The sequence below is a fragment of the Burkholderia sp. ABCPW 14 genome (assembly GCF_001523835.1).
Classification (GTDB): Bacteria; Pseudomonadota; Gammaproteobacteria; order Burkholderiales; family Burkholderiaceae; genus Burkholderia; species Burkholderia mayonis.
This window is the reverse complement of record NZ_LOVS01000101.1, coordinates 1-16,014: the sequence shown is the minus strand read 5'-3', so window position 1 is coordinate 16,014 and position 16,014 is coordinate 1. Positions and strand designations below refer to the sequence as shown.

Genomic DNA, 16,014 nt, shown 5'->3' with positions numbered 1-16,014 from the left:
GGAGGGCGTGATGAACGCCGCTGTCATCGATTCCAATTCCTCGCAAGATTACGTCGTCGCCGATATCGCGCTTGCCGGCTGGGGCCGCAAGGAGCTGAACATCGCCGAGACCGAGATGCCCGGCCTCGTGCAGATCCGTGACGAATACAAGGCGCAGCAGCCGCTCAAGGGCGCGCGCATCGCGGGTTCGCTGCACATGACGATCCAGACGGGCGTGCTGATCGAGACGCTGAAGGCGCTCGGCGCCGACGTCCGCTGGGCGTCGTGCAACATCTTCTCGACGCAGGATCACGCGGCGGCCGCGATCGTCGAAGCCGGCACGCCCGTCTTCGCGTTCAAGGGCGAGTCGCTCGACGAATACTGGGAGTTCTCGCACCGCATCTTCGAATGGCCGAACGGCGAGTTCGCGAACATGATCCTCGACGACGGCGGCGATGCGACGCTGCTGCTGATCCTCGGCTCGAAGGCCGAGCAGGACCGCTCGGCGATCGCCAAGCCGACCAACGAGGAAGAAGTCGCGCTCTTCAAGTCGATCGCGCGCCACCTCGACATCGACGCGAACTGGTACTCGAAGCGCCTCGCGCACATCAAGGGCGTCACCGAAGAGACGACGACGGGCGTGCACCGCCTGTACCAAATGGAAAAGGACGGCCGCCTGCCGTTCCCGGCGTTCAACGTGAACGATTCGGTGACGAAGTCGAAGTTCGACAACCTGTACGGCTGCCGCGAATCGCTCGTCGACGGCATCAAGCGCGCGACCGACGTGATGATCGCGGGCAAGGTTGCAGTGGTCGCGGGCTACGGCGACGTGGGCAAGGGCTGCGCGCAATCGCTGCGCGGCCTCGGAGCGACCGTGTGGATCACGGAAATCGATCCGATCTGCGCGCTGCAGGCGGCGATGGAAGGCTACCGCGTCGTGACGATGGAATACGCGGCCGACAAGGCCGACCTCTTCGTGACGGCGACCGGCAACTACCACGTGATCAACCACGATCACATGAAGGCGATGCGCCACAACGCGATCGTCTGCAACATCGGCCACTTCGACTCGGAAATCGACGTCGCGTCGACCCGCCAGTACGAGTGGGAAAACATCAAGCCGCAGGTCGACCACATCATCTTCCCGGACGGCAAGCGCGTGATCCTGCTGGCGGAAGGCCGCCTCGTGAACCTCGGCTGCGCGACCGGCCACCCGTCGTTCGTGATGTCGAACTCGTTCGCGAACCAGACGCTCGCGCAGATCGAGCTGTTCGTGCGCGGCGAGCAGTACGAGAACAAGGTGTACGTGCTGCCGAAGCATCTCGACGAGAAGGTCGCGCGCCTGCACCTCGCGCGCATCGGCGCGCAGCTCTCCGAGCTGTCCGACGATCAGGCGTCGTACATCGGCGTGCCGAAGGCGGGCCCGTTCAAGCCGGATCACTATCGTTACTGATATCTTGATCCGTACCCGGCGCGCGAGCGCCGGGCGGCCGCTCGCCTGACGTCCGCCGCGCGCGGCGCGCCGGCGGGCGAAGTGCGCCGCCCGACGCGCCGCGCGTTCTCATCTTCCGGGGCGGCCGCGCTCGGCCGGATCGTCAACCGCAGAAGGAGCTTCACATGACCGTCATCCTGACCTGGATCATCAACGCGCTCGCGCTCTTGATCATCACGTACCTCGTGCCGTCGATCCACATCAAGAGCTTCGGCACGGCGCTCATCGTCGCGGTCGTGCTGGGTCTCATCAATGCGGTGATCCGGCCGATCCTGATCCTGCTCACGCTGCCCGTGACGATCGTCACGCTCGGCCTCTTCATCCTCGTCGTGAACGCGCTGTGCTTCTGGCTCGCGGCGTCGCTGCTGAAGGGCTTCGAAGTGTCGGGATTCTGGTCCGCGTTCTTCGGTTCGATCCTGTACAGCATCGTGTCATGGCTGCTGTCCGCCCTGATCTTCGGTCAGCGCAACATCGGCTGACGGGGTGATCCCTGAATCATGAACCCGATCGAACTTTCCTTTGAATTCTTTCCGCCGAAGACGGCGGAAGGCGTCGACAAGCTGCGCGCGACGCGCGCGCAGCTCGCGCCGCTCAAGCCGAAATTCGTGTCCGTCACGTTCGGCGCGGGCGGCTCGACACAGCAAGGCACGCTCGACACCGTGCTCGACATGCAGCAAGCGGGGCTCGAAGCCGCGCCGCACCTGTCATGCGTCGGCTCGTCGAAGGACAGCCTGCGCGCGATTCTCGACCAGTACCGCTCGCACGGCATCCGCCACATCGTCGCGCTGCGCGGCGATTTGCCGTCCGGAATGGGCGAGGTGGGCGAGCTGCGCTATGCGTCCGAGCTCGTCAGCTTCATCCGCGCCGAGCACGGCGACTGGTTCCGGATCGAAGTCGCCGCCTATCCGGAGTACCACCCGCAGGCCCGCTCGCCGAAGGCCGATCTCGAGAACTTCGTGCGCAAGGTGAAGGCGGGTGCGAACGCCGCGATCACGCAGTATTTCTACAATGCGGACGCGTACTTCCGCTTCGTCGAAGACGCGGCGAAGCTCGGCGTCGACGTGCCGATCGTGCCCGGCATCATGCCGATCACGAACTTCTCGCAGCTCATGCGCTTTTCCGAGATGTGCGGCGCGGAAGTGCCGCGCTGGGTCGCGCGCCGGCTCGAGAGCTTCGGCGACGACAAGGACTCGATCCGCGCATTCGGCGCGGACGTCGTCACGGGTCTTTGCCGGCGACTGATCGACGCAGGCGTGCCCGGTCTGCACTTCTACACGCTGAACGGCGCGGCGGCGACGAAGCTCGTCTGCGAGCGGCTGGGTCTCTGACGCCGGCCGGCGCGCAGGCGGCGCGTCAGCGAGTACGACGAGGCGAAACCTTTCGGTTTCGCCTCTTTTTTTGCCCGAATTTCCGTATTCGATCGACAGGCGCGGCGCGCAACGAAGCGCCGCCGCGCGACCGCCCGCCGTTCATGCCTGCGCGCGAACGAGCGGCGGCCGCTTGTCGAACCACGGCCGCGCGAGCTCGAGCTGGCGCGCGAGCTTGAAGAGCCGGGCGTCGTCGCCGTGGCGCGCGACGAACTGAACGCCGACCGGCAATCCGCGCCGCGTCCAATGCAGCGGCACCGACATCGCCGGCTGCCCGGTCAGATTGAAGAGCTCGGTGCAGCCCGCCCACGCGAACGCCTTCTGCGACGCCTCCGCGAGCATCCGCTTGAGCAGCGGCTTCACCGGCAGCACGCCGAGCATCTCCATCTGCCGCGTCTCGAACAGCGTCGGCTGCATTTCGCCGATCTTGATCGGCGGCGCGGCAAGCGTCGCGCACAGGATCACGTCGTAGCGCGACACGAGGCCCGCTACGCGCGCGGTGATTTGTCGCTGCAACTCGAGCATGTGCGGCAGCCGCTCGCGCGCGAGCCGGCGGCCGATCTGCGCCATCGCCCAGGTCGCCGGCTCGAATTCGGCGCGCGCGGGCTTGCGTCCGGTGATGTTTTCCGCGCCGAGCACGAGCTCGTCGGCGATCGTCGCCCAGATCGTCAGGAACACCTCGTTGATCTGCGCGAAGTCGAGATTGAGCGACGTCGGCTCGACGGTATGCCCGAGCGATGCGGCGAGCGATGCGGCGCCGTCGAGCGCGTCGAGCACGTCGGCGGACAGCGCCGGCGCGAGCATCGGGTCCGTCACGTAGCCGATCTTGAGCGCGGGCGGCGGCGCGTCGAGCGCGCCGAGGTACGTGTCGGGCGCGCCGGCGGCATCGAGCCGGCCCGGGGCGGCCCGTCCCGTCGTGATGTCGAGAAGGAGCGCGCTGTCGCGCACGCTGCGCGAGACTGCATGCTCGACGACGATCTCGCCCGGCACGGGCCACGGCGCGAGCGCCGGATCGCGCGACGGCTTGAAGCCGAACAGGCCGCAGCACGACGCGGGAATCCGGATCGAGCCGCCGCCGTCGGACGCGTGCGCGAGCGGCACGATGCCCGCGGCCACGGCCGCCGCCGAGCCGCCGCTCGAGCCGCCCGGCGTGTGATCGAGATTCCAAGGGTTGCGGCACGCGCCGAACAGCGCGGGCTCGGTGTACGGCATCTGCCCGAGTTCGGACGTGTTGGTCTTGCCGAAGATGTTGAGCCCAGCCGCCTTCGTCCGGGCGACGAGCGGCGAATCTTCGGCCGGCACGTAGTGGCGATAGTGGCGGCTGCCGAGCGACAGCGGCAGCCCGCCCACCGCGGAGCCGAGATCCTTGACGAGATACGGCACGCCGGCGAGCGGCCCGTCGAGCGCGCCATTCGTCGCGCGGTCGCGCGCGGCTGCGTAGTCGTTCAGCACGATCGCGTTGAGCGCCGGATTGAGCGCTTCCGCGCGGCCGATCGCGGCATCGAGCAGCTCGCGCGCGCTGGCTTCGCGCCGCGCGACGAGCTGCGCGAGACCGATTGCATCGTGAGACAGATAGTCGGACTGCACGGTCATCTCCTGTGGTGACGAGCGGCTACCGATTGGGAATTCGGAATGCGGAATGCGGAACAGGTGAAGCGGCGTGCGCGCCCGCGCGTGACGCGCGGGCGCGGCGATTGCATGCAGCTTACAGATGTTCGGCGAGGAACGTCAGCGTGCGGCCGTGCGCGAGCGCCGCCGCGCGCTGGTCGTACGTCGCGCGATCCGAGCAGTTGAAGCCGTGCTGCGCGTCCGGGTACAGGTGGAACTCGGCGTTCGCGCGGCCGGCGAACGCGGCCTTCACGTTGTCGACTGCATCGGGCGGGATCGACTGGTCGTGGCCCGCGTAGTGGAAGAGGATCGACTGCGCGATCTTCGCCGCGACGTCGACATGATTCTGGATGCCGCCGCCGTAATACGCGACCGCGACATCGACGTGCTGCCGCGCCGCGGCGAGATACGCGAGGCGCCCGCCGAAGCAATAGCCGATCGCGGCGAGCTTGCCCGCGACCTCGGGACGCGCACGCAGCGCCGCGGCGGCCGCGCCGATGTCGGCGACGGCCTGCGCGACGTCGGTCTTCTGAAGCAGCTCGATGCCTTTTTCGCGGTCCGCGCCCTCGTAGCCGAGTTCGGCGCGCGGCTGCGTGCGCCAGAACACGTCGGGCGCGAGCGCGACGTAGCCGTCGGCCGCGTACTGGTCGGCGACCGAGCGGATGTGGCTGTTGACGCCGAAGATCTCCTGAATGATGACGACGGCCGGGCCCTTGCCGCGCTTCGGCAGCGCGAGATAGCCGCCGAACGTGTCGTTGCCTGCGGGGATGTCGATCCATTGCGAAGCCATGCTGATCTCCTGGCAAAGCAGGACCGGTGACGGTCCTGACGGTGAATGTGAAAGTGGGGCCCAGTGTGCCATCAAACTTTCGTCGATGCAGTGCCGCGCCATGCCCGCGCAACGCCCGTGCCCGGTGTGTTCGCGCGAGCCTTCTCGCCGCGCGATCGGATCGATCTGGATTATTCAATTTTCAGTGCCGTCGCGCGCGGTTACAGTCGTTGCATCGGTCGTTCGATCCCGCCGGTCTCCCGCGTGACCGCATCCGCCTCCCTGTATCCCTGCATTCATTCGAGGATTCGCCATGACTTCCCGCATTGCCCCGACCCCGTTCTCCGCCCGCTTCGAATTGCGCCTGCCGCTCGTGCAGGCGCCGATGGTCGGCGCGACGACGCCCGCGCTCGTCGCGGCCGCGTCCAACGCCGGCGCGCTCGGCAGCCTCGGCGGCGCGTCGTTCGCGCCCGACAGGCTCGCCGCCGAGATCGCCGCGGTGCGCGCGGCGACGAGCCGTCCGTTCGCCGTGAATCTGTTCGTGCTGCCCGACGCGCATCCGGACGACGCGACCGTGCGTCGCGCGCTTGCCGCGATCGATCCGCTGCGCGCGCAGTTCGGGCTGCCGCCCGGTGCGCCGCCCGCGCGCTACGCGCCCGACTTTCGCGCGCAGCTCGACGCGCTCGTCGACGCGCGTGTGCCGGTTGCGAGCTTCACGTTCGGCGTGCTCGACAAGGAAGACGTCGCGCGGCTGCAGGCGGCGGGCACGTACGTGATCGGCACCGCGACGCACATCGCCGAAGGCCTCGCATGGCAGGCGGCGGGCGCCGATGCGATCTGCGCGCAGGGCGCGGAAGCGGGCGGCCATCGCGGCACGTTCATCGGCTCGGCCGAAGACGCACTCGTCGGCACGATGGCGCTCGTGCCGCAGCTCGTCGACGCGACCGGCCTGCCGGTGCTCGCGGCGGGCGGCATCATGGACGGACGCGGGATCGCCGCCGCGCTTGCGCTCGGCGCGCAGGCGGCGCAGCTCGGCACCGCGTTCCTCACATGCGCGGAAAGCGCGATCCCCGCGTGCTGGAAGGCGCGCCTGCTCGCGAGCGACGACACGTCGACGGCCGTCACGCGCGCGATCACGGGCCGGCATGCACGCGGCATCCGCAACGCGCTGATGGCGCAACTGACCGAGCGACTCGATTCGGTCGCGCCGTACCCGGTGCAAAACGCGCTGACGCAAGAGCTGCGGCAAGCGGCCGCGCGCGCAGGCGACGCCGAGTATCTGTCGCTATGGTCCGGCCAGGGCGCGCCGCTCGGCAAGCACCGAGATGCAGCACAAACGACCGCGCAACTGATCGATGCGCTCGATTCGGAGTGGCGCGCGACGCTTTCGCGCCACATTATTTCGGTTGACTGACGAATCGGCCGGCGCGACAAAAACGCACGCCGGCCGCGTTGTCCGACACGCTCTGTTCACCGAATTATTTCAATCGGAAGACATTGATTAAAAACACGATTGAAATCGCTTTCCCAATCATTAATTGGGCCTTTCATTTCTTCATCTGAATTGGCGGAAACCCTTACGTTTAGCGGGTTTGCGGCCGATCGGACCCGCTTTGACGCAAGTGCGACATCGGTAGTCGTCCCAGTTTTCTAAAAACGTCCCACTTATTAATTTGATCGCCTACACTTGCGCGCAAGCACGTGAAGGCCGCCTCGCATGTGGTGCATCGCGCGCTTGATTGGTGCAAGTGCATAAACCAATGCAGCCGGCGAATCGTCCAGTGGTTTTTTGTCGAACACGAGGATCGGTGCGGGGCGTCGGTGAAGGCGTTTTTTTGGATTGAAACTGGAGACTTCCATGAATATCAAGATGCAAAAGCTGCTGCCGATCAGCGCGGCAGCTATGCTGTTGGCTGCAGCCGCCACGAACGCTGCTGCCGACCAGGTCGTCAAGATCGGCCACGTCGCACCGTTGACGGGCGGGATCGCCCACCTCGGTAAGGACAACGAAAACGGCGCGCGTCTCGCGGTCGAAGAGATCAATGCGAAGGGTCTCACGATCGGCGGCCAGAAGATCACGCTCCAGCTCGATGCACAGGACGACGCGGCAGACCCGCGTACCGCGACGCAGGTTGCGCAGAAGCTCGTCGACGACAAGGTCGTCGCCGTCGTCGGCCACCTGAACTCGGGCACGTCGATCCCGGCGTCGAAGATCTACAGCGATGCGGGCATCGTGCAGATCTCGCCGTCGGCGACGAATCCCGCTTACACGCAGCAAGGCTTCAAGACGACCTACCGCGTCGTCGCGACCGACGCGCAGCAAGGTCCGGCGCTCGCCAACTACGCGCGTTCGAAGGGCATCAAGAGCGTCGCCGTCGTCGACGATTCGACCGCGTACGGCCAGGGCCTTGCGAACGAATTCGAGAAGAAGGCGAAGGCGCTCGGCCTGAAGGTGGTGTCGCACGACGCGACGAACGACAAGGCGGTCGACTTCCGCGCGATCCTGACGAAGATCAAGGGTGAGAATCCGGATGCCGTGATGTACGGCGGCATGGACGCGACGGGCGGCCCGTTCGCGAAGCAGGCGAAGCAGCTCGGCCTGCGCGCGAAGATCCTCGCGGGCGACGGCGTCTGCACGGAAAAGCTGTCGGACCTGGCGGGCGATGCGACCGACAACGTCGTGTGCTCGGAAGCGGGTGCGTCGCTCGAAAAGATGCCGGGCGGTGCGGCGTTCAGGGCGAAGTACGAGAAGCGCTTCGGCCAGCCGATCCAGATCTACGCGCCGTTCACGTATGACGCGGTGTACATCGTCGTCGACGCGATGAAGCGCGCGAACTCGACGGACCCGGCGAAGATCGTCGCGGCGATGCCGAAGACGAACTACACGGGCGTGATCGGCACGACGACCTTCGATTCGAAGGGCGATCTGCAGCACGGCGTGATTTCGCTGTACGACTACAAGAACGGCAAGAAGACGTTCCTGGACGAAGTCAAGATGTAACCGTCTGCGCGGCTGACGGAGGGGGCGGGGCGCGCATGCCGAAAGGCGTGCGCGCCTTGTTTTTTGAGAGGAAGAAAGAGGACAAGCGGAGCGGGTGATCGGGCGAATGCCTCGGTGCCTGCGGGCAGGCTTGCCGGAGCCGGATCAGATCTTCAGCCGGCTCAGCACTTTCGGCGCGACGATCGCGACGAGCGCCGCACATAGCGCGACGATCGACAATCCAACTGAAAGATTGGCCGCCTGCGCGACCGCGCCGATCACGACCGGCCCGAACAGCAGCCCGAAGTATGCGAGCCCCGCAACGTGCGCGAGCCCTTCGGCCGCGTGGATGCCTTCGACCCGCGCGGCGGCGGCGAACAGCACGGGCATCATGTTGGCGAGGCCGAGGCCCATCAGCGTGAAGCCCGCCAGCGCGACGAGCGCATACGGCAGCGCGAGCGCGCCGATCATGCCGACGCACGCGAGCGTCGCGCTCGCGCAGACGAGCTGCGGCGCGCCGAAGCGCGCGCGAACCGCATCGCCCGCGAAACGCGCGGCGGCCATGCCGCCCGAGAACGCCGCGTATGCCGCGCTCGAAAACGCCGGCGACGCGGATACGACGTCGCGCATGTAAACAGTCGCCCAGTCGTACATCGCGCCTTCGGCGATCAGCGCGATGAGCGCGATCGCGCCGAGCGCCCACAGCGGGGTCGAGCGCCAGCGGTTCGCGCGCGGGCCGCCGTGCGCGGCGGCGTCGGCGTGCGGCACGTGCGGCAGCACCGCCGGGCATGCGACGACGAGCACGAGCGCGCTCGCGAGCGCGGCGAGCGCGAGATGCACGGCGCTCGCCATGCCGGCCGACAGCAGCGCGCCGCCCGCGGCGGCGCCCGCCATTCCGCCGACGCTGAACATCCCGTGCAGCATCGACATGATCGGCTTGCCGAACGCCGATTCGACCGCGCTCGCCTCGGCGTTCATCGCGACGTCGAGCGTCGCCATCGAGAAGCCGAACAACACGAGCACCGCGAGCAGCAGCGGGTAGGACGGCACGACGAGGATCAGCGCGCCGCATGCGGACATCGCGAGGCCGCCCGTCAGGCACGCGGTGCGGGAGCCGACACGCGCGATCCAGCGCGCGTTGGTCGTCATCGCGACGATCGAGCCGATCGCGGCCGCGAGGAGTGCGAACGACAGCAGCGCGGGCGACAGCGCAAACTTGTCGCGCACGGTCGGCACGTGCACGCCCCATGACGCATACATCATGCCGGCGACGAAGAAGAGCGCCATCGTCGCCGCCCGTGCGCGCTGGCGGGCGGATGCCGGAGGCCGGCGATGGATGGAGGCGGGCGAAGCGAGATCGGGCGACGGGTCGGACACGGAAGGCTCGGCGGGGACGGGATGAAATCGGGTGAGAACGGCGCGCGAAGCTGACGCGGCGCTTAACAAAACAGCGCCGATTCTAGCGGAGCGCGTTGCGTCTTGCTTGCGCTTGCCGGGTTGCGCGCGATGCGCCGGCGAGTGCATGCTTGGCGTGCGCCGCCTTCGTTGGCTTGATGGCTTGCCGATCGCCCCTGCCGGGCGCGCCGACGCGTTCAGCGCGCCCGGCCCGGACGGACGCCGGTCCGGCCCGAGCGTTTCACCCCCGCATGCAAGGATCACGCACGTGAACATTTCCGCCGTCTTGCCGCTTCATCTTTTACACCGCAATGCGCTCGGCACGCTCGCGACGCACTCGCGCGCGCCCGAAGGCTACCCGTATCCGACCGTCGTGCCGTACGCGGTCGACGCGCGGCACCGGCCGGTCGTGCTCGTGAGCGGGCTCGCCGAGCACACGCGCAATCTCGCGGCCGATCCGCGCGCCGGTTTTCTGGTCGCCGACGGCCTGGGCGATGCGGCGGGCGCGTCGGACAGCGTGCTCGAGGCGGAACGCGCGACGCTCGTCGGCCGCTTCGAACCGGCCGGCATCGATTCGCACGTCGCCGCGCGCTACCTTCGCTATCACCCGGACGGCGAACGTTATCTCGCGCTCGGCGATTTCACGTTCTGGGCGCTCACGTGCGAGCGGCTGCGCTATATCGGCGGATTCGGTCGAATGGGCTGGCTCGACGCGACCGAGCTGGATCCGCTCGCGCCTGTCGGGTACGACGACGAGCGCGCGCTATGGGACGAATACGACGCGTCGCGAGAGCGGCGCACCGGGCTCGAATTGCTCGGCGTCGACCGCTACGGCGCGGACTGGCGTTTGAATGGAACGAGACGGCGCACGCCGTTCGACGCGCCGAAAATGGATGCCGATGCGCTGTCCGCGGCGCTGCGGGAGGCGGCAGCCGTTTCGTTTACGTAAAGCGGCGGGGCCGATTATGAGCGATTGCGCACATTGCGGACGTATTAAACGAGATAAGGCGACGGCCATGCTTTGAATCCGCGGAACCTTTCGTTTCATGAAAACTTCTAATTCGATCGCCCGGGTCAATTGCGCAATTTGCGAGCTTAAAATATGTACTGAATTCAGTCTATCCGCTTGTAAGACTAGCAATAATTGCAAATGAAGCGGATGCTGGTCAATTTGAACAATCAAATCACAAAATACAACGCTTATTTTCCGAGATGCGGTATTCGCTGAATTCTTTTTTGTGCTAACCTTTGATCCCATTATCCGAGGCATCGTTAGTTAAGATGGCAAGCCGACCCAAGATCGGCACCATTTGGTCAGATAAAAGGGAATTTATGTCTTCTTACAAGGACCTTCTCGCTCAGCGAGAGAAGCTGGAGAAGCAGATCGAAGAGGCCAAGTCGCGCGAATACGCGGAGGTATTGAGCGACGTCAAGCAAAAGATCGCCGATTACGGTTTCACGCTCGCAGAACTCGGTCTCGGTCGTGGCAAAGTCGGAAAGGCGGGTCGTCCCCGCGCCGGCGTCGCGGCGAAATACCGCGACCCGGAATCCGGCGCGACATGGTCGGGCCGTGGGAAGCCTCCTCGCTGGATCGCCGGCAAGAATCGCGAGCAATTCGCAATCTGAGCGCAACCTGCCTGCCAAACACAAAAGGCCACACCCCTTGAGGGGAGCGTGGCCTTTTGTGTTTTGGAAGCCGGCGCCCGCGGCCGGCATTTGTCACATAAATGTAATGTTTAGTTGTAAATGAAAATGCGTTGCGTTTTCATAAGCGATTGATTTTGCTTGTTTTTTTGGTCCTGGCTCGAGCGCTTTCAAGACTCGCTTGATAGAATTGCGGTATCTTTCGCCGCATTCGATATTTCATGTCTACATTTTCAAACGACGACCTGGCCTCGGAAAAGCAGGCGGTCGCTCGCAAGAGCACGTTCGTCAGCATCGTGCTCAACGTGATTCTGGCGACGCTGCAGGTGGCTGTCGGCCTAATTGCGCATTCCCAAGCTTTGATTGCGGATGGCGTTCACTCATTGTCGGATTTGGTTTCCGATTTTGTGGTACTGCTCGCCAATCGGCACAGCGGCGCAAAACCGGACGCCGATCATAATTACGGCCATAGCCGTTACGAAACGGTCGCTTCATTCTTTCTCGGCGCGATCCTGATCGCGGTTGGCGTCGGGATGCTGTGGCGCGCCGGCGATCGGCTCGTGCATCTCGAGGACATTCCGCCCGTCCATGCGAGCGCGCTCGCGGTCGCCGTCGTCGTGCTGCTGTCGAAGCAGGCGCTGTTCCGCTACATGCTGCGCGAGGCGCAACGCGTGCGCTCGGCGATGCTCGTCGCCAACGCGTGGCACGCGCGTTCGGACGCCGCGTCGTCGCTCGTCGTCGCGCTCGGCATCATCGGCAGCCTCGCCGGCGTGCGCGTCCTCGATCCGATCGCCGCGGCGATCGTCGGCTTCATGGTCGCTCGGATGGGCTGGACGTTCGGCTGGGACGCGCTGCAGGACCTGTCGGACCGTGCGCTCGACGAGAACGCGTCCGCCGAGATCCGCGCGCTCATCGTGTCGACGCCCGGCGTGCGCGACGTGCACGATCTGCGCACCCGCAAGATGGGCGACTCGGCGCTCGTCGACGCGCACATTCTTGTCGATCCGATGATGTCCGTCTCCGAGGGGCACTACATCGCGGAGGCCGCGCGGGCGCGCGTGCTCACGGACCGGCGCGTGCTCGACGCGCTGATCCACGTCGATCCGGAGCATGACGTCGCGCGCCGCACGGTGCTCGACTTGCCGCCGCGCGACCAGATCGAGGGGCAGATCGCGGCGACGCTCGAAACGGCGGGGCTGCAGGCGAGCGCGATCAACCTGCACTATCTGAGCACGGGGCTCGAAATCGACATCACGCTCGCGCTGGACGCGCACGCAGGCGGCGAGCGTGTGGCCGACGGCGATCCGGCCGCTCGTTTGGACATCGAAGCATTGAAGCGCCGGTTCGGCGCGCGGCGCCTCGGCATTTCGCGCGCGCTCGCGTCGGGCGACGCGGCGACGGTCGGCCGGCCGCTCTGATTGGCCTATGCGCGGTGCGCGGGCTCGCGCCGCTCGCCGTTGCATGTGCCGCGAAGCGCCCAAGCACCGGAGCGCCCGCAACGCTCCACGCGCGTCAGAGCGGCAGTTGCGTGTCGAACTTGATCTCGCGCAGCACGACGCTCGTGCGCACTTGCGACACGGCGGGAATCTTGAAGATCCGCTCGTGCAGGAAGATGTCGTAAGCCTTGATGTCGGGCGCGACGATCTTGAGGATGTAATCGGCTTCGCCTGTCGTGCTGTAGCACTCGGTCACTTCGGGGCAGGTCGCAATCTCCCGCTCGAACTGCTCGACGCCGCCCTCGTTGTGGCGGGTCAGGTGGACGTGCGCGAGCGCGCAGATATGGAGCCCGAGCTTCTCCCGATCGAGGAGGGCGGTGTAGCGCTGGATCACGCCGGACTGCTCCATGTCCTTGATGCGGCGCCAGCATGGCGTGCTGGAGAGGCCGACCTGATCGGAGATCTCCTGCACGGAGCGGCGCGCGTCGAGCTGCAACAGGCGAAGGATTTTTTGCGAAAAGGTATCGAGGGTCACCTGCGCCTCCAAAGCGGCTACAACATTTGCCAATGGTAGAGGCGGGTGGAAGGAAAGGCAATCCGAAGCGGTTAAAACGAGCGATATTCGCTAATTTCTCGGGCCGTCGGCGGGATTTTGTGCTGAATCGTCTGCTGCTTCGAGCGGCGGCGCCGACGCCTTCGCGGCCTGCATCGCGCGCAGGTCGGCGAGCATGTTGCAAAAGAGCGCGCCCTGTTCGATCGCATCGTCGAGCGCGATGTGCGTGTGCGGATGGTCGTCGAACCAGTGCTTCGGGAAGCGCGGCTTGATCGCCTTGCGGTACGGCAGGCCCGTCAGCGCGAACGCGAGCGTCTTGATGTCGAGCGCGGACCACGAGAACGGGCAGCGTCCGGCGAAACGCATCATGTACCAGAACATGAACGTGAAATCGAAGCCCGCCGGCATCGCGACGAACACCGGCTTGCCGGGCAGCGCCTCGACCCATTCGGCGTACGCGACGAGCGCCGCCTCCGGCGCCTGCAGATCGCGCCGGCATGCGGCCCACGCTTGCGGCTGCGTCTTCCACCACGCGTCCTGCACCGGATGCGGCGCGGCGCCCGGCAGCAGTTCGAGATTGGCGGAGAAGGTCGCGATCAGTTGCTTGTCCTCGGTGAACGCGGCGGACGCGAAGCTCAGCATCGAGTGCGGGCCCGGAATCGGGCCGTCCGCTTCGACGTCGGTGCTGACGTAGATTTCCCGGCTCGTGCCTGTCGTCGCGACGTTCATCCCGCCACCCCGTCAGCAACGAACGGATTCGTGCGGCGCTCGTCGCCGAACGTCGACACAGGGCCGTGGCCGGGGACGAACGTCACGTCGTCGCCGAGCGGCCAGAGCTTTTCGCGGATCGAGCGAATCAGGTCCACGTGATTGCCGCGCGGGAAATCGGTGCGGCCGATCGAGCCGGCGAACAGCACGTCGCCGACGATCGCAAGCCGGTGCGCGCGGCTGAAGAACACGACGTGGCCGGGCGTATGGCCCGGGCAGTGATAGACCTCGAGCGTTTCGTCGCCGAACGCGACGGTGTTGCCGTCGTCGAGCCAGCGGTCGGGCTCGAATGTCTCGGCGGCCGGGAAGCCGAAGCGTTCGCTCTGCATCGGCAGTTTCTCGATCCAGAAGCGTTCTTCTTCCTGCGGCCCCTCGATCGGCACGCCGTAATGCGCGGCGAGCCGCTTCGCCCCCGCGCAATGGTCGACGTGGCCGTGCGTGAGCAGCACCTTTTCGACCTCGACGTTCTGCCGCGCGACTTCCTGCTCGATCAGATCGAGATCGCCGCCGGGATCGACGACGGCGGCGCGCCCCGTCTTCTCGCAGACGAGCAGCGAGCAGTTCTGCTGGAACGGCGTGACCGGAATGAGCGTGACTTTCATGGCGCGAGCGGCGGTTAAAAGCCCTGATTGTACTGGCCGGGCAGATTGCCCGCCGCGCGCGGCAACTCAATATCGATTGTTTCGATCATAGAGAGAATCAATCGTCCGAGCCCGCCCTTTTTGAGGCGACTGTTTTCGTTTATGTATAATGCGACCCAGTGTGCGTGGAAGACCACGTCGTCAGTGGGTGTTCGGAATCCGTTTTTTTCGGTTCTTGTGGCACCGTCAATGCAATAGCCCGCCGGATGTCCGGCGGTGCATCCAGTGCCGATTCGTCGGTGCTCACGTCTTGTCCGGCCGGGCGCAACGCGTCCGCTGCGGCCCTGCTGCCGCGAAGCCGGATGAGGCCTATGCCGCCGTTCCTGCGCGTTTGAGTCTACGACGCGCACGAACGTGGAAGCCATGTTCGATTGGCGGCATGTGGGGTCTGGTCAGGCTGCCGGGGACAGGTTGCGCCAGACGTGAAAGCTAATCAGGACCGGTTGCGGCAGAACGTGAGCCGCGCCAGATGCAGGCCGCCCGCGCGCGAGCGCGGATGGGGCTGCATGTCCGTCCGGGTCGCATCGGTAAAAAAAGCGACCCGTACAAGCAGGCGACACGTCGATGAGATTTCGATTACCGAGGCACCTCGGGACTCTAGCTGTATTTTTCGCGCTGACAGGCTGCGCGGTGCCGCCGAACGCACCGACCGCCGAACAGGCGAAAGGCGCTGCGTCGAAGGACGCGCTGCGCACCGCCGCTTCAGGCGCGGCCAACAACAAGGAAACGGCGGGCGCACCGCTGAACTTCGACACGGCGCTCGCCTCGATGCCCGCCGCGGGCTCGCAGGATGCGTCGCGCCAATCGCTCGCGGACGCGAAGCCGATCGACGCCGCCGACGTTTCCGACTTCCGCCAGACCGGCCGGGCGTCGTGGTACGGCAAGGGGTTCCACGGCCGCCGCACCGCGAACGGCGAACGCTTCAACATGAACGAACTCACGGCCGCGCACCGGACGCTGCCGCTCGCGTCGTACGTGCGCGTGACGAACCAGGCGAACGGCAAGTCGGTCGTCGTGAAGATCAACGATCGCGGCCCGTTCTCGCGCGGCCGGATTCTCGATCTGTCGTACGCGGCGGCGAAGGTGATCGGCCTCGTCCACGCGGGCACCGCACGGGTGAAGATCCAGGGCCTGTCGCCCGAAGAAGCGCGTGTCGCCCGCGACGAGACGCTCGCATCGAACGCGGCGAAGTAATCGCGACGAACGCGTCGCGTCGGCCGAAAGTCGACCGAATGCATATGAAAAGGGCCGCCTCTGAACTGCACCCCAAAAGTTGGACACCGATCCAACCTTTGGGGTGTTTTTCATGACGAAGTACAACGAGCAGTTCAGGCAGCGCATCGTAGACGAGTATCTTGCCGGCGGAATTGGCATCGAATCGC

General features: G+C 66.0%; 15 protein-coding genes. 9 read left to right on the top strand and 6 right to left on the bottom strand.

Features of this window, described 5'->3' with window-relative positions:
- Nucleotides 1–10 precede the first annotated feature (10 nt).
- The 3 genes from ahcY to metF all read left to right on the top strand — a co-directional run bounded on the left by ahcY (nt 11) and on the right by metF (nt 2,799).
- Nucleotides 11–1,432: an adenosylhomocysteinase gene (gene ahcY / locus WS62_RS15595; protein ID WP_066490912.1), complete on the top strand. Its 1,422-nt coding sequence runs from the start codon at nt 11–13 to the stop codon at nt 1,430–1,432.
- A 164-nt stretch (nt 1,433–1,596) separates the two neighbouring features.
- Nucleotides 1,597–1,950, top strand: a complete 354-nt coding sequence (locus WS62_RS15590; RefSeq protein ID WP_059473799.1) for a phage holin family protein — start codon at nt 1,597–1,599, stop codon at nt 1,948–1,950.
- A gap of 18 nt (nt 1,951–1,968) precedes the next feature.
- Nucleotides 1,969–2,799, top strand: coding sequence for a methylenetetrahydrofolate reductase [NAD(P)H] (metF, locus tag WS62_RS15585; protein WP_066490911.1), 831 nt, complete (start codon nt 1,969–1,971; stop codon nt 2,797–2,799).
- Between the two features lie 141 nt (nt 2,800–2,940).
- Here metF and WS62_RS15580 read toward each other — a convergent pair whose 3' ends face one another.
- Together WS62_RS15580 and WS62_RS15575 are read right to left on the bottom strand one after the other, a co-directional pair.
- Nucleotides 2,941–4,431, bottom strand: a complete 1,491-nt coding sequence (locus WS62_RS15580; protein WP_066490910.1) for an amidase — start codon at nt 4,429–4,431, stop codon at nt 2,941–2,943.
- A gap of 112 nt (nt 4,432–4,543) precedes the next feature.
- On the bottom strand, nt 4,544–5,236 hold the full coding sequence (locus WS62_RS15575) for a dienelactone hydrolase family protein (protein ID WP_066572257.1): 693 nt from the start codon (nt 5,234–5,236) through the stop codon (nt 4,544–4,546).
- A 292-nt stretch (nt 5,237–5,528) separates the two neighbouring features.
- Between WS62_RS15575 and WS62_RS15570 the strand changes: the two genes are divergently transcribed.
- Both WS62_RS15570 and WS62_RS15565 read left to right on the top strand, forming a co-directional pair.
- A complete protein-coding gene (locus WS62_RS15570) occupies nt 5,529–6,629 on the top strand; it encodes an NAD(P)H-dependent flavin oxidoreductase (RefSeq protein ID WP_066572254.1) in 1,101 nt (366 codons plus the stop codon).
- A 444-nt stretch (nt 6,630–7,073) separates the two neighbouring features.
- Complete coding sequence (locus WS62_RS15565; RefSeq protein WP_066572251.1) at nt 7,074–8,216, top strand: branched-chain amino acid ABC transporter substrate-binding protein; 1,143 nt, start codon at nt 7,074–7,076, stop codon at nt 8,214–8,216.
- A 144-nt stretch (nt 8,217–8,360) separates the two neighbouring features.
- Here the strand turns inward: WS62_RS15565 and WS62_RS15560 are convergent, their stop codons facing one another.
- Entirely contained in the window at nt 8,361–9,572 is a 1,212-nt protein-coding gene (locus tag WS62_RS15560; RefSeq protein WP_066572249.1) for an MFS transporter, read from the bottom strand.
- A 286-nt stretch (nt 9,573–9,858) separates the two neighbouring features.
- Between WS62_RS15560 and WS62_RS15555 the strand changes: the two genes are divergently transcribed.
- The 3 genes from WS62_RS15555 (at nt 9,859) to WS62_RS15545 (ending at nt 12,652) form a co-directional block, all read left to right on the top strand.
- Nucleotides 9,859–10,539 carry a HugZ family pyridoxamine 5'-phosphate oxidase gene (locus tag WS62_RS15555; protein ID WP_066572247.1) on the top strand — a complete coding sequence of 227 codons (681 nt, stop codon included), beginning with the start codon at nt 9,859–9,861 and terminating at the stop codon, nt 10,537–10,539.
- A 383-nt stretch (nt 10,540–10,922) separates the two neighbouring features.
- On the top strand, nt 10,923–11,216 hold the full coding sequence (locus WS62_RS15550) for an H-NS histone family protein (RefSeq protein WP_010107038.1): 294 nt from the start codon (nt 10,923–10,925) through the stop codon (nt 11,214–11,216).
- 239 nt (nt 11,217–11,455) lie between these two features.
- Nucleotides 11,456–12,652 (top strand): cation diffusion facilitator family transporter, encoded by a 1,197-nt coding sequence (locus tag WS62_RS15545; RefSeq protein ID WP_066572239.1) that lies wholly within the window; start codon nt 11,456–11,458, stop codon nt 12,650–12,652.
- Between the two features lie 94 nt (nt 12,653–12,746).
- Here the strand turns inward: WS62_RS15545 and WS62_RS15540 are convergent, their stop codons facing one another.
- The 3 genes from WS62_RS15540 to WS62_RS15530 all read right to left on the bottom strand — a co-directional run bounded on the left by WS62_RS15540 (nt 12,747) and on the right by WS62_RS15530 (nt 14,593).
- Entirely contained in the window at nt 12,747–13,205 is a 459-nt protein-coding gene (locus WS62_RS15540) for an Lrp/AsnC family transcriptional regulator (RefSeq protein ID WP_004195771.1), read from the bottom strand.
- A gap of 90 nt (nt 13,206–13,295) precedes the next feature.
- On the bottom strand, nt 13,296–13,952 hold the full coding sequence (locus WS62_RS15535) for an exonuclease (protein ID WP_066572238.1): 657 nt from the start codon (nt 13,950–13,952) through the stop codon (nt 13,296–13,298).
- Complete coding sequence (locus tag WS62_RS15530; protein ID WP_066572237.1) at nt 13,949–14,593, bottom strand: MBL fold metallo-hydrolase; 645 nt, start codon at nt 14,591–14,593, stop codon at nt 13,949–13,951. Before WS62_RS15530 ends, WS62_RS15535 begins: the two co-directional genes overlap by 4 nt.
- A 603-nt stretch (nt 14,594–15,196) precedes the next feature.
- Here WS62_RS15530 and WS62_RS15525 point away from each other — a divergent pair.
- Nucleotides 15,197–15,826 (top strand): septal ring lytic transglycosylase RlpA family protein, encoded by a 630-nt coding sequence (locus tag WS62_RS15525; protein ID WP_066572235.1) that lies wholly within the window; start codon nt 15,197–15,199, stop codon nt 15,824–15,826.
- Nucleotides 15,827–16,014: the final 188 nt, after the last annotated feature.